The 13673-nt window shown below is 35.9% G+C and carries 14 protein-coding genes; 11 read left to right on the top strand and 3 right to left on the bottom strand.

The annotated features are described in order from the left end of the window. The 5 genes from NCE97_RS09060 to NCE97_RS09040 form a co-directional block, all read left to right on the top strand. Nucleotides 1-1712 (top strand): T9SS type B sorting domain-containing protein (locus NCE97_RS09060; protein ID WP_353778738.1); only part of this gene is annotated, 1712 nt, incomplete at its 5' end. A 12-nt stretch (nt 1713-1724) separates the two neighbouring features. Continuing rightward, on the top strand, nt 1725-2642 hold the full coding sequence (locus tag NCE97_RS09055) for a PorP/SprF family type IX secretion system membrane protein (RefSeq protein ID WP_353778737.1): 918 nt from the start codon (nt 1725-1727) through the stop codon (nt 2640-2642). Between the two features lie 12 nt (nt 2643-2654). Beyond that, on the top strand, nt 2655-4565 hold the full coding sequence (locus NCE97_RS09050; protein WP_353778736.1) for an OmpA family protein: 1911 nt from the start codon (nt 2655-2657) through the stop codon (nt 4563-4565). A 137-nt stretch (nt 4566-4702) separates the two neighbouring features. After that, nucleotides 4703-5374 carry an SIR2 family NAD-dependent protein deacylase gene (locus NCE97_RS09045; RefSeq protein ID WP_353778735.1) on the top strand — a complete coding sequence of 224 codons (672 nt, stop codon included), beginning with the start codon at nt 4703-4705 and terminating at the stop codon, nt 5372-5374. A 31-nt stretch (nt 5375-5405) separates the two neighbouring features. Beyond that, entirely contained in the window at nt 5406-6596 is a 1191-nt protein-coding gene (locus tag NCE97_RS09040) for a tetratricopeptide repeat protein (protein ID WP_353778733.1), read from the top strand. A gap of 77 nt (nt 6597-6673) precedes the next feature. Here the strand turns inward: NCE97_RS09040 and NCE97_RS09035 are convergent, their stop codons facing one another. Continuing rightward, complete coding sequence (locus NCE97_RS09035) at nt 6674-6874, bottom strand: helix-turn-helix transcriptional regulator (protein WP_503066009.1); 201 nt, start codon at nt 6872-6874, stop codon at nt 6674-6676. Then, nucleotides 6874-7323 carry a hypothetical protein gene (locus tag NCE97_RS09030; protein ID WP_353778732.1) on the bottom strand — a complete coding sequence of 150 codons (450 nt, stop codon included), beginning with the start codon at nt 7321-7323 and terminating at the stop codon, nt 6874-6876. Before NCE97_RS09030 ends, NCE97_RS09035 begins: the two co-directional genes overlap by 1 nt. Before the next feature lie 193 nt (nt 7324-7516). On the opposite strand from NCE97_RS09030, the gene NCE97_RS09025 reads away from it, so the two are divergent. From NCE97_RS09025 to NCE97_RS09000, 6 genes are all read left to right on the top strand, one after another. Continuing rightward, nucleotides 7517-8434, top strand: coding sequence for a hypothetical protein (locus NCE97_RS09025; RefSeq protein ID WP_353778730.1), 918 nt, complete (start codon nt 7517-7519; stop codon nt 8432-8434). A 194-nt stretch (nt 8435-8628) separates the two neighbouring features. Next, nucleotides 8629-9483, top strand: coding sequence for an AraC family transcriptional regulator (locus NCE97_RS09020; protein WP_353778729.1), 855 nt, complete (start codon nt 8629-8631; stop codon nt 9481-9483). A gap of 91 nt (nt 9484-9574) precedes the next feature. Continuing rightward, nucleotides 9575-9976, top strand: coding sequence for a DUF5367 family protein (locus NCE97_RS09015; RefSeq protein ID WP_353778728.1), 402 nt, complete (start codon nt 9575-9577; stop codon nt 9974-9976). Between the two features lie 5 nt (nt 9977-9981). Continuing rightward, complete coding sequence (locus NCE97_RS09010; protein WP_353778727.1) at nt 9982-10485, top strand: anthrone oxygenase family protein; 504 nt, start codon at nt 9982-9984, stop codon at nt 10483-10485. A 22-nt stretch (nt 10486-10507) separates the two neighbouring features. After that, complete coding sequence (locus NCE97_RS09005) at nt 10508-11335, top strand: NmrA family NAD(P)-binding protein (RefSeq protein ID WP_353778726.1); 828 nt, start codon at nt 10508-10510, stop codon at nt 11333-11335. A 141-nt stretch (nt 11336-11476) separates the two neighbouring features. Continuing rightward, a complete protein-coding gene (locus NCE97_RS09000; RefSeq protein WP_353778724.1) occupies nt 11477-12214 on the top strand; it encodes an FISUMP domain-containing protein in 738 nt (245 codons plus the stop codon). 2 nt (nt 12215-12216) lie between these two features. Here NCE97_RS09000 and NCE97_RS08995 read toward each other — a convergent pair whose 3' ends face one another. Continuing rightward, nucleotides 12217-13506, bottom strand: a complete 1290-nt coding sequence (locus tag NCE97_RS08995) for a glycosyltransferase (RefSeq protein ID WP_353778723.1) — start codon at nt 13504-13506, stop codon at nt 12217-12219. Nucleotides 13507-13673: the final 167 nt, after the last annotated feature.

The raw sequence follows: 13673 nt of genomic DNA, 5'->3' as shown, positions 1-13673 counted from the left end.
TTACTGTAGAATGTAATGAAGTTCCTGATGCTGAAACATTGACAGCTTCAGATAATTGTGGTGATGCTACGGTAACGTTTAACGAAAGTGAAGAAGCTGGTTCATGTCCTGGAGAGTCTGTATTGACCCGTACTTGGACTGCGACTGATGCTTGTGGTAATGAAAGCGTTCATATTCAAACTGTAAATGTAGTAGACACAACTGCTCCAGTATTTAACGAAGCATTACCTACTGACGCAACAGTAGAGTGTGATGACGTTCCTGATGCTGTGACATTAACTGCTACAGATTCATGTTTTGAAGCTAAAATAATATTTGAAGAGACTGAACAAGATGGAAGTTGTGAGGGAGAGTATGTAATTACTCGTACTTGGACTGCTGAAGATCTTTGTGGAAATGCAGTATCCCATACACAAACTATTGTTGTGCAAGATACTACTGCTCCAACATTCAATGAAGCGCTTCCAAATGATGCTACTGTGGAATGTGATAAACTTCCTGAGGTACCAACGCTTACTGCTTCAGATAACTGTGATGGTGACACACCAGTTACATTTACTGAAACTCAAGAAGAAGGTGACTGTGCAGGAGAGTTTACAATAACACGTACTTGGTCTACTGAAGATGCTTGTGGAAATGGTACATCTCATACACAAACTATAGTTGTTCAAGATACTACTGGACCAACGTTCAATGAAGCACTTCCTGAAGATGTTGTTGCTGAGTGTGATGATATTCCGGTAACTGCTAAGCTTACTGTGTCTGATAACTGTAGTGAAGCTACATTAGACTTCACAGAGACTCAAGAAGATGGTACTTGTAATGGTGAGCAAATTATTACTAGAACATGGGTTGCTACTGATGAATGTGGTAATGAAACGATTCATATTCAAATTATAACAGTTCAAGATACTACTGCACCTGTATTAGTTGGTGAATTAGAAGATGTAACTGTAGAATGTGATGAAATTCCTGAAATTCCAGAATTAGTTTTCGAAGATTCATGTTCAGATGCCATGACCGTAACATTCGAAGAAACGTCTACACAAACGGATGATACTTCAGATTATATGATTATCAGAGAGTGGACAGTGACTGACGATTGTGGTAATGGAAATACATATACACAAACAATTACTGTAAACCTTGTAGATACTATTACAACGACAGACGAAAACCTTTGTATTGGAGATAATTTTGACTTTGATCTATTCGATCTATTAAGTGGAGATTTCCCAACAGATGGTACTTGGGAAGTAGTTTCTGGAAACGCAACAATCAATGGAAACTTATTTAATCCATTCGAATTAGAAGTTGGAGACTATGTATTCTCATATACTGTTGGTGGTGCTTGTCCTACTACAGTAGAAGCAACAATCACATTAGATGACGATTGTATTGTATTACCATGTGGACAAGAAGATGTAATTATCTCTAAAGCTGTAACACCAAACGGAGACAACGTAAATGACTTCTTTACAGTTACAGGAATTGAGACGTGTGGATTTACTGTTGAAGTACAAATCTTTAATAGATGGGGTGCTGAGATATTCTCTAGTACTAACTATCAAAACGATTGGGATGCTAGATCATCTAAGGCTTCAATTGGAAACTCAGATACAGTTCCAACAGGAACATACTATTATATTGTGAATTTAAGAAACAGTGGATTGCAACCATTTGCTGGTCCAATCTACGTAGCTACAAAATAAAAAACTTAACCTATGAAGTTAATAAAGTATTACATAGCAGCTTTTATACTGTTCACTTGCTTTAGCTCAGTTGCACAGCAGTTACCGCAATTTACGCAGTATATGTTCAACACGATCTCTATCAATCCTGCCTACGCAGGAAGTAGAGAGACCCTCAGTGTAGTTGGTTTGCACAGAAGTCAGTGGGTTGGTCTCGATGGAGGTCCAATAACGCAAACACTTTCTGTGCACGCTCCTATGCGAAACGAAAAAGTTGGTTTAGGACTGTCATTTATTAATGATGAATTAGGTTATGAAAACTTTTCATACATCTATGGTGACTTCTCCTATACCATCAACGTTAGTGAAAGTACGAAACTTGCCTTTGGAGTAAAAGGTGGTTTCACGCACTATGGACTAGATGCAGAATTCCAAAACGATCAATCTTTTGACCCAACGATATTTGGTGTTAAAGACCGTTGGAACTTCAACGCTGGTGCTGGTGCTTATTTACACAGTAACAGATGGTATTTAGGACTTTCTGCGCCTAGAATCCTTACTACAGACCTCAATAGAGATGATGGCTTTGCTGCCCTAGAGCGTGTGAGTTATTATTTCACAGGTGGATATGTATTCGATTTGGGTGCAAACACTAAACTAAAACCAGCCTTCTTAGTAAAAGCAACTAATGGAGCGCCTATCTCGTTCGATATTACTGCCAATTTCTTATTCTATGAGAAGTTTTGGATTGGTGGTGGATACCGAGTTAATGAGCAAGCTGGTGCCCTGGGTGGTATTGCAGATTTCCAGGTCTCAAAGCAATTACGTATTGGTTATGCATACGAATATCCAATATCTGACCTTAGACCTTACACAAGTGGAACCCATGAGGTCCTTGTGATGTTCGAGATATTTAAGAGTAAACGTATAAAATCCCCAAGATACTTCTAATAGACTATCACTATGAAAACAAGAGTACTAATATTATGTTTTGCCATTTGCAGTTCAGGATTGTTCGCGCAAAAGAAATTAGCTGATAAGTTTTTTAGCAACTATGGCTATATCAAAGCCAGTGAGCTTTACGAAGAGGCAGTTCGTAAAGGTGATAGCAGCGAGCATGTGCTAACACGTCTTGGTGATTGTTATTACAATAATTCCAATTCAGAGAAAGCTGCACTGTGGTATGGTAAAGCTGTGAATAAATACAGTAAGGTAAACCCTGAAGTGATTTATAAATACATTCAGTCGTTACGTTCTGTTGGAAAGTATGAAGAAGCTAATACCTGGTTGAATACCTTCAAAGAAATTCAAGCTGGAGATAGCCGAATTAAATACGATGCAGATGACGTAAGCATTTACAGTCAACTTGCTGAAAGCAATCCAGAACTAATCGTGAATGTTGAAGCATTACCAATCAATTCTGGTAATTCAGACTTTGGATCTTATATCCACAATGGTAAGTTATACTTTGCCTCTGCTCGTGGTGGTGAAGGTAATAAAACCTATACCTGGAACGATGAGCCATTCTTAGATCTATATGAAGTAACTGTTGAAAAGGAAGAAGGTGGAAAACTTAAGTTTGGTTCTGCTGGAATGATAACCTCATCAAAAGTTAATTCAGACTATCATGAAGCTTCTGTAGCCATTACCAATGATGGGAATACAATGTATTTCACTAGAGATAATGTAAACAGTCGCAACAAACTAGAATACGATAAAAAAGGAACTACGCACCTTAAAATCTATAAAGCTACTTTAGAAGATGGTAGCTGGGAAAATATTAAAGAATTACCATTCAATGATGAAGTGTTCTCAACTGGTCACCCAACATTGAGCCCAGATAATAAGAAGTTATATTTCGTGTCTGACCGCGATGGTGGTTTTGGGCAAACAGATATCTATGTTGTAGATATTAATGAAGATGGTTCTTACGGAGATCCTCAAAACTTAGGAGAAAGCATTAATACTGCAGGTCGTGAGATGTTCCCGTTCGTAGCTAAGGACAGTACTTTGTACTTCTCTACTGATGGTTTCTTAAACCTTGGATTATTAGATATTTTTAAATCAAACATCCTTAAAGGTGATACTTCAGAACCTGAAAACTTAGGTGCACCATACAATAGTGGTTACGATGACTTTGCATTCTTCATCGACTCTGAAGATGAGCATAAGTTTGGATACTTCTCTTCTAACAGAGATGGTAATGATGACATCTATGGTTTCAACGCTTACAAGTGTACACAAACTATAGAAGGTATTGCTAGAGATGCTAAGACCAATGATGTATTGCCAGATGTTGAAGTAAGACTGATTGACAAAACTGGTAAAGTTATCGCAACAGTAAGTACAGGAAGCGATGGTTCATACAAGTTTGAAGATGTAGAGTGTAATACAACTGTGACTGTTGTAGGTACCAAGCCAGACTATAAAGAAGACCAGAAAATGGTCATTACTGATGATGAAAATGATAAGGTTACTAAAGCTGACTTAAATCTAATTCCTCTGATTCAGGATAACCAAATTGTGATCAATCCTATCTTCTTCGACTTTGATAAGTGGAACATAAGAACTGATGCACAGTATGAACTAGAAAACATTGTAGATGTTTTACGTAAGCATCCAAATATGGTCATTAAGATTGAATCACATACCGATAGCCGTGGTAGCGATCGTTATAACATGAAGCTTTCTGACAGACGTGCAAAATCTACCAGAGATTATATCATCTCACGTGGTATTGACGAAAACCGTATCGAAAGTGCTATAGGATATGGAGAGTCTCAATTATTGAACAAATGTTCTAATGGTGTGAAGTGTACTAAAGAAGAACACCAACTAAACAGACGCTCGTACTTCTATATTGTGAAAGAATAATTGTTGTTTGCAAAACCCAAAATAACAATGAGCTTAACCAGTAATCGTTAAGCCCCTCTACTAAAGTGTGTTGTACCCTCAGCGCACTTTAGTTTTTTTATTAGGTATCTACCCTCCTATTTTACTATATTTCCAGTATGAAACATATTGTCGTTTTAACTGGTGCTGGCATGAGTGCCGAAAGTGGTATCAAAACCTTTAGAGATGCTGATGGACTTTGGGAAGGCCATGATGTTATGGAGGTTGCTTCTCCTGAAGGTTTTAGGGCTAACCCAGCTTTGGTATTAGATTTCTACAACCAACGTCGTAGACAGTTGCATGAGGTGAAACCCAATGCAGCGCATTTAGCTTTAGCTGAGCTTGAAAAAAATTATAAGATATCCATCATTACTCAAAACGTTGATGATCTCCATGAGCGTGCTGGCAGCAGTAACGTGTTGCATCTTCATGGTGAATTATTGAAAGCCAGAAGTACTTATGATGAATTTGATGTCATGGACTGGACTGGAGATATTAATCTTGGCGACACATGCCAAAAAGGATACCAGATGCGTCCACACATTGTATGGTTTGGTGAAGCAGTGCCTATGATTCCGAAAGCAGTCTCTATCTGTGAAACGGCCGATATTGTATTGATTATTGGCACTTCATTACAAGTCTATCCTGCGGCGAGTTTAATGCATTATGCACCACCAAAGGCACCAATCTATTATATCGACCCAAACCCTGCTTTAGTAAGAGACCAAAGTGTGATTACCATTGCGGAGTCTGCAACCAAAGGAATTCAGAAATTTATAAATTCACTATAAATCTTCAACCCAATCAAAACCAACTTCTAATATGAAACAATTAATCGTTATAAGCTTTATTTTGTTTAGTTGTGCTTTAAACTTTTCATGTTCTGCTGAAAAGAAGGCTCCAGTTATTATCAAAAGCGACGAAAATGAATCAAAAGTTATCGATTTGGCTTTGGCCATTCAATCTAGTATTGAAGAAGGAAATGCTCAGGACTATCTTAATCTTTGGGATATCGGTAACTTTAATAATAAAGTCCGTAAGAACATGAATTCTTTTGGCTTTAATAAATACGTCGAAAGCTTCATTAGTGGGCTTGGTCAAGGTCTAGAGTCGTTTCCAAATAAAATAATTCATCAATACAATGAAGGTGCTTATTACGACTTTATTAAAGTCCGTTACGATGACGATGAGCAGACCTATTATATGCTATTCCGCTTTTTTTCAGAATTAGAAGGTATTAATTACCATGATTATAGCGTCAGTGTTGAGGATGGAGAAGTAAAGTTCAATGATATGTATGTTTACCTTACTGGTGAACATTTTGCCAATACCATAGCTCGTTTTGGTTTATTTGCATTTCCAAAGCGTAACTTATTTTCATCTGAATCTACATTAGATGATAAAATAAAAGAGTTTGAACATATTCAGAAATCAGTAGAATATCAACAAAGCGGTCAGTTTGAAAAAGCATACAAAGAGATTAGCAAAGTAAAAAGTGATCTGAGCAAGAACAAAGCTTTGCTTTTAGTGAAATTACAATATGCAGTCAATTATGACCTGGAAATTTATAAATCATCAATTGAAGAAATAATGTCTCTATTTCCCAATGACGAAACCCTCAACATTCTTTATATAGACTATTACTCCTTACTAGAAGATTATGATAAGGCTATAGAATACATTGATGAATTAGAACAGTTAACAGAAGATGATTTTGTAAGAATTCTCAAAGCGCATACATACTATAATAAGGGTGAACAAGCTAAAGCATTAGAGCACTACGATTACATTATCGATAATTATGGCTTTTTTGGTGCCTATTCTGGTAAGATCGCTGTCTTAACTGAGCAAGAAAAATACGAAACAGCTGTAGAGCTTTTACAACAGTTGATAGACTCTGGAGACTATGTAAAGCAAGACTTGATAGTTTTTATTGAAGAAGTGGATGAGAATGGCGAAAATATTTTACTGCCCCTTGTTGAGTCAGAAGTCTATAAAGCATGGAAGGAATGATACTAACATTCCTCCCACTTATATGACTAAACAGTCGTTTTTTGATTGATGATATTTGATGAAAGTGTCCTAACTGTTTAATCGTCCTCGCTTAACGAAAAGAATTCATTAACAGGTTTACCAAAAACCTCAGATAACTTTAAGGCCAATACTGTAGATGGTACATAACGATTAGCCTCTATGGAATTTATTGTTTGCCTACTCACGCCTATACGTTTTGCCAACTCATCTTGTGTTATGTTGAGAATGGCACGTTCTATTTTGATACGATTCTGCATTATCTATAGCGTTTAAGAGTGTGATAGCACATCAGTTGTACCAATAACATAAATACCAATACCTGAAAATCACCAAGATTGGTAAAGGTTTCGTTGTCTGCATTCAACACACTAGACACGCCAAACTCTACATAAGGCATTACCAAAGCATAGATGACACCAGTAATAAAGGCCCAAGCATAGGATTGCATACGTAATTGTATGGTCATCTCGTCCTCTTCCCTATCTCTAGAAATAGACATTAGCAACATACCAACCAGTAACACCTTTTGCAAACTCGATTTGATTATCTCTGAATCTTCTCCAAATAAAGTGGTTCTAAAAAACATAAATACCACAGCAACCACAGCCAATAATAGACCTATGGTCATAAACGTACGTGGCAACCTAAAGTTGATTAATTTCTGTAAAGCCCTTTGCTCGCGCTGCATATAACTCTCTTTATTCATAATGACAAATATATTTATTATTTAGACAAATTATTTTTACTATATGACAAATATACTTTACATTGTTGAATTATACAAGTTCTGTTCATTGATTGTTGATAACTGGCAAGAATTTTTAACTTGTTTTTGAATTAAATTATTGATATTTAACTAGTTAAAATCAATTGCATATATTAGAAACAGTAAAATAAAAATGAAAAAATCAATACAGAATTTAGTAACTATCGTTACCATCGTTGCAGGTATAGTTGCAGTATTAAGTTATATATATCAAATAAAATCAAACAATCCTAAATTAGAAATTCTTGAAATAACTAACGAAAACCTAACAAGTCTGCCAAGGGTCAAAAATTTAGAGTCAAATTTTTATTATAAGGATAGTTTAATTACTAATCTATGGAAACTAAATGCAACTATTAGAAATACAGGGTCTAAAACAATAATTGGCACTGGGACGAGTAAAAATCTTATAGGGGATTATTTAACCTTTAAGCTAAATGAAGGATTCAAACTCATAGATTTTAATATATCAGAAAATGACTTTCCATACAGCATGAATAGAATAAATAATGATGTCATTTTCAGTTTCGTACAATGGCGTGAAAATGAGAAAATAGATGTTACTGTATATGCTGAACAAATCACAAGCAATAATAGAAAGTTAGAAATAATGTTAAATGAACGAGAAATTATTGATGGTGTAATCGACTATAAAAAGCTGAATCAACCTAATGAAAATTCTAATCAGATTGCTATTAATTATTTACCCAAACCTCTTCAAGAAATATTCTATTGGGTAGGCTTGGTATTTTTTGGTCTTATTTTTCTAGTTCTTCCTTTTGGTTTTTACATTGAATTGAGTAAATACTATTCTTTCAAAAAGTGGAAAAAGAAATATGGAATACAATTTAAAAACAAGGTTAATGAACTGTACAATAATGGGGAAATTAAAAAAATATATAATGTAGAGGAAGCTTCTATTGATGTTTGGGACAAAATTGATGTCCCATACCCAGACATTCCAACAAATCCAATTGGAATTATGATATTCGCAATGTTTACTGTATTTATTCTGTTTGCTATTCCTCTACTTTGGATGATAAAAATATAATATCTTTAACACTGTTCAGCTTGAGGTGTATTACCCTTTCTCCCCCTCAATCAACATAGTCTAATACGTTGATCTATAAAATCAAGAGACCAATATCTATGGCTGTCTATAACTTTTGGTCAATATTAAATTGAAAAGTTGACATTTAAGTAATTAAAGACGAACTTCGTTAAGGCTATAACGCATTAATTCTGATGACTAGAGATATTATTGATATCAATGATTTTACAATTTTGGTTGAGACAGCCTTCTCTAAGGACGTAATTAAAGATTCTTGTAGGTTTGATGAACCCGTTATTGCTGTTGCGTTTTATGGCTCTGGTAATGTCAACCTAGAAATGAAATCTCCAACAGGGAGTCGTGAGTTCAATTACACCAAAGGTTTGGCGCTCTCCTTCTTTGCAGATGAACATGTCGATTGTATCCATACCGTCACTAAAGACAATCCTCTTGAATGTATTGTCATTGCTACAGCTACAAGAAACTTGCAAAATCTTCCCAATCAAGAAGGTGAATTGTTTTCAGAACTTTTAGGTAAGTTGGTAAACCCTACAGATCATTATGTTGAAGGACCAAGTTTTTTTATGACTCCAGACATGCATCAAATTGTCGATAGGCTCTTCAATATTACATACACAGGAAAAACTAAAATGATGTTTTTCAGAAGTCAAATCACAGCATTGTTGTCACACTTCTTTGGCCAATTGGCACTCAATCATACACAGGGATTCAAATCCATTGATAAAAAACGTTTAGAAATGGCAAAAGAGATTTTATCCAATAATCTAGACAATCCTCCTTCATTAACTGAACTTTCCAAAACTCTGGGTTTGAACACCACCAAACTAAAAAAAGAATTTAAAGAAGTTTTTGGATTACCTGTGTTTAAGTACCTACAGAATGAACGTTTAACAACTGCTCATGGTCTTATTAGCAACAACCAAGCAACAGTCCAGGAAGCGGCTTGGCACGTTGGCTATGACAGCTTAAGCTCTTTCTCTAACGCTTTCGCAAAAAAGTTTGGCTACAGACCTAGTCAAATTAAATAGTTCGTCTTTTTGAACAAATCATACTTCTTCTTGAATAAATAGTCCTCGACACGCTGATATAGTTTTGTCTTGTAATCAAAAATTATAAGTCATGAAAACTATCAAAGCTATTTTAATCGGTATAGGAATCTGGAGCTTAGCGGTCAGTTTCTATACACTTTCATTTCAGTTTCAAATCCTGGAAGATCCAAATCAACAAGCCAACATAGTATTGTTTACTGTTGTAATGCCATTAGTGTGGCTTGGAGCACATCTATACTATAAGAAAGGTAGTAACATACATGGTTACTTTGTAGGCATGATATTCTTACTTGTTGCGGCGTTTCTAGATGCCATAATTACGGTTCCGCTTTTTGTCATTCCAAATGGTGGAAATCATTACACTTTTTTTACTGACCAAGGGTTTTGGATAATCGCATTAGAACTCGTTGGTGTGGCTGTGCTCTACTACTACATTAAGGTCTACCCAAAAACTAACACTATTAAAGCATAATCAAAATGGAACTCAATTTAGAAACAGCATTAGTATTTATAACGATCATTTTAACTGGACTAACTGCAGGTTTATGCTTTACATGGACCAACGCTGTTACTCCAGGTATAGGACAAATGGATGACGGAGGTTTTTTATTAGCATTTCAGCAAATGAACAGGTCGATTATCAACCCAGCATTTATCATAGTATTCTTTGGACCATTTATCAGTAATCTAATCCTTGTTTACCTAAAATACCAAAGTCCAGACAAGTCATCATGGGTTTTTCATGGCGCAGCAATACTATTTATCGTTGGAGTTGTTCTAGTAACCGTATTGAAGAATATTCCGCTAAACGAAATCCTTGATAAGACAGATTTGGCTTTAGCCTCTACAGAAGAGTTAAAAGTACTTCGCCAAAAGTTTGAAAATCCATGGAAACAGTGGCACTTGGTCAGAACATTCAGTTCTATTGGATCATTTGTACTGCTCCTAATTGGGCTTCTATTATCCAATCAAACATCATAAATAATAATTAAAAACAATAATCATGAAAAAAAACATTTTAGTAATCGGAGGAACCGGAAAAACCGGAAAACGAATCGTAAACTTATTACAGCAATTAGATCACAATGTTAGAGTTGGATCTAGAGGAGGACATCCAGCATTCGATTGGCACAATTCTGAAGGGTGGTCTGAAGCAGTTAAAGGAATGGATGCTATTTATATAACCTATCAACCAGACTTAGCTGTACCAGGTGCTTTAGAAGCCATTGAGACCTTAGTGAAAGTTTCCAAAAGGAATAACGTGAAAAAACTAGTGCTACTTTCGGGCAAAGGAGAAAAAGAAGCGCAATTATGTGAGCAAGTTGTCATCCACTCAGGCCTTGATTATACTATCGTGAGAGCAAATTGGTTTAATCAGAATTTCAGTGAGAACTTTTTGGTTGAAGGCATATTAGAAGGGCATGTTGCTTTGCCATTTTCTGAAATGAAAATCCCATTTGTAGATGCCAATGATATCGCCGAAGTTGCAGTTAAAGCATTAACTGATGATAAGCATAATGGCAAAATATATGAACTAACCGGATCTGAAGGCTTAACCTTTAAGGAAGCTGTAGCTATAATTTCTGAAGTAAGCGGACGAGACATACAATTTACCGGAATCAGTATCACATCTTACGTGGAAGCGATGAGACAACAACAAGTTCCTGAAGATTTCATCTGGCTGATTGAATACTTGTTTACTGAAGTACTAGGAAATCCAAGTAATTCAGAAATCACCCAAGACATTAAGAAAGTTCTTAATAGGGAGCCTATCAGCTTTAGACAATATGCAGAAGATGCTGCTTCATCTGGAGTATGGGATAGTCTTTAGATTCATCTAAGTCGTAGAATAAACCGAGGAAAGTATTAAACGAGATATACTATCCTCGGTTTTTTTGCTTAGAGGTTTTACTGGAAAGTCAGGAGAAAAAGAAATTCAGTTGTTTTATAATAAAATCAACAAGACTAACTCATGAAAAAAAATGCTCAACTCCTACTTCTAGCCTTTTGCTTAGTTGCATTTACACAATGCACATCTGATACTAACAACACCCCTAACCCTACTGAAGGCCTTGCAGAAACCGTTACTGATGCTGATGGCAATGTCTACAATACAGTCACTATTGGTGATCAAATATGGATGCTAGAAAACTTAAAAACAACAAGCTATAATGACGGTACACCAATAACCATGTATTCTTTTGATGCACACGGTAATAACTGGTTAAACTTTAACCAACCGGAAGCCTTTTACCAATGGGCAGATACAAACGATTTAAACAACGTCCACGAAGATGAATTACCATTCGATTATTATGGTGCCATGTACAATCACTTGGCTATAGAAAGCGGTAAACTTGCTCCTGAAGGTTGGAGAATCCCAACAGTTCAAGATTTTATAGAATTACAAAACTACATTATAAGCAATGGTAATGCTGGCAATGAAGCTGATGCGTTAAAATCTGATTCAGGTTGGATTACTTCTAGTGGCAATGGTACCGATCTATATGGTTTTAGAGGCTTACCAAATGGTTACGTAAATACTTTGGGTGGTCCAACTGCTGCCGAATTGATTAGCACTTGGGCAACAACTGACGTCGATTTAGATGTACAAACCAGAACGATGGTTTCGCTATTTGACGAAGATGCTATTTTGTTTTTAGATAATTCTATAAAAATTGGTGCGGCTGTTCGATGCATTAAGGAATAGCTTTATTGGTTCTTTTCCTCAATCCATTTACTTAAATATTTAGTGCTTTGCAAGGTATGGTGATGCAGCATTTGCCCAGTGAAATTTTGCTGTCTGTGAGCCTTTAAATTAGAGTTTAATAAGTTAATTTTGGATGTAAATTCAATATTAAACTTTGACTTTACAAAGTCATTATTAATTACCTTATAACCAATATTTTGTGATTTTTTAAATAATTCTATTTCATTGTATAGTTCTACTGCTTTTTGAGCAAAGTCTTTGGGAGTGTCTGATACGAAATCACCACTGTTAACTCTTCGACTCCGATCAGGGTCAGTTCCTTCGCTCATTTCGACTTCGCTCAATGACCGAAGCTCTCCAAACATACCTTCCGAAGCAATGCTTGTCATGACGCAAGGTGTTCCATTTACCATAGCATCAATGAGCTTGCCTTTCAATCCAGCACCAAAACGCAGTGGTGCTAAACAGACTCTAGCATGTTGCATCACTGTATTGACATCATCTGTAAAACCATGCACTAGAAATCCTTCACGTTCATTGTGTAATTGCCCTACCTTTTGTGAGGTATAAGCACCATAGACATGCAACTTCGCTTTTGGTAATTGCTGTCGTATCAATGGCCAAATAGTTTGCTTTAAGTACAATACAGCATCATAATTAGGTTCATGCAGAAAGTTTCCTATGGTTATAAAGTCTTGTCGTGCTTCAAACGCTGGTAGGGCTTCAATAGTTTCAGGTGTAATAGGTTCTAGAAGAAATGGGATATAATGCAATAAAGCTTCATCAACATTAAAATCTTCCTTCAAAATTTGTAATTCAGCTTCAGAAATAATCAAGCTTAAATCACAGCGATAAATGCTAGCGATTTCACGCTTAGCTGTATCATTAAATAGGTATGACTTGTCAAATGGCTTGTCATCCTTTACGGCCTGTGCTCTGCCCTTTCTAAGGCAATGTAAATCTTCAGTATCCAAGATTCTAAGTGCATCTGGACATTGCTCAACAACACGCCAACCAAACTGCTCTTCTGTCATAAACCGATCAAACATTACGATACTTGGATTTAGTTCAGAAATAAAGGTATCAAAGCTAGAGTGATTCAGTTCTATGACAGTTTCCGTAATGCCTAGCGAAGGTAAGTCGAACGCATTGTCGGTTTTCTTGTTTGCACATGCAAAAGTTATAGTGTAACCATCTTCCAAAAAGAGGTCCATAAGTTGTAGCATTCTGCTCCCAGCTGCTGAACTCTTTGGTTCTGGCCATACGTGACCTATGATTAATAAATTTTTCAAACTGATATCAATGATTGATAAAATTCGTCAATTAGAGTGAATTTCATGATTCAATATGAGTAAAATTTATATCGAGAATAAGAATTTTTCATTGAAACAGTTCTCGATACAATTTTTCGTTCCTCAAAATCACTCGAACTGACATTAAAACGAATCATAAAAACTAA

It is taken from the genome of Winogradskyella sp. 3972H.M.0a.05, from assembly GCF_040493455.1.
GTDB lineage: Bacteria > Bacteroidota > Bacteroidia > Flavobacteriales > Flavobacteriaceae > Microcosmobacter.
The sequence above is the reverse complement of the archived record's forward strand: the minus strand, read 5'-3'. Positions and strand labels throughout refer to the sequence as shown.

What these genes read in the sequence shown, in the direction of transcription:
- NCE97_RS09045 (WP_353778735.1), top strand. Translation starts at nt 4,703, where the DNA reads ATGAAACATATTGTCGTTTTAACTGGTGCTGGCATGAGTGCCGAAAGT.
- NCE97_RS09005 (WP_353778726.1), top strand. Translation starts at nt 10,508, where the DNA reads ATGAAAAAAAACATTTTAGTAATCGGAGGAACCGGAAAAACCGGAAAA.
- NCE97_RS09015 (WP_353778728.1), top strand. Translation starts at nt 9,575, where the DNA reads ATGAAAACTATCAAAGCTATTTTAATCGGTATAGGAATCTGGAGCTTA.
- NCE97_RS09000 (WP_353778724.1), top strand. Translation starts at nt 11,477, where the DNA reads ATGAAAAAAAATGCTCAACTCCTACTTCTAGCCTTTTGCTTAGTTGCA.
- NCE97_RS09035 (WP_503066009.1), bottom strand. Translation starts at nt 6,874, where the DNA reads ATGCAGAATCGTATCAAAATAGAACGTGCCATTCTCAACATAACACAA.
- NCE97_RS09025 (WP_353778730.1), top strand. Translation starts at nt 7,517, where the DNA reads ATGAAAAAATCAATACAGAATTTAGTAACTATCGTTACCATCGTTGCA.
- NCE97_RS09010 (WP_353778727.1), top strand. Translation starts at nt 9,982, where the DNA reads ATGGAACTCAATTTAGAAACAGCATTAGTATTTATAACGATCATTTTA.
- NCE97_RS09030 (WP_353778732.1), bottom strand. Translation starts at nt 7,323, where the DNA reads ATGAATAAAGAGAGTTATATGCAGCGCGAGCAAAGGGCTTTACAGAAA.
- NCE97_RS09020 (WP_353778729.1), top strand. Translation starts at nt 8,629, where the DNA reads ATGACTAGAGATATTATTGATATCAATGATTTTACAATTTTGGTTGAG.
- NCE97_RS09050 (WP_353778736.1), top strand. Translation starts at nt 2,655, where the DNA reads ATGAAAACAAGAGTACTAATATTATGTTTTGCCATTTGCAGTTCAGGA.
- NCE97_RS09055 (WP_353778737.1), top strand. Translation starts at nt 1,725, where the DNA reads ATGAAGTTAATAAAGTATTACATAGCAGCTTTTATACTGTTCACTTGC.
- NCE97_RS09040 (WP_353778733.1), top strand. Translation starts at nt 5,406, where the DNA reads ATGAAACAATTAATCGTTATAAGCTTTATTTTGTTTAGTTGTGCTTTA.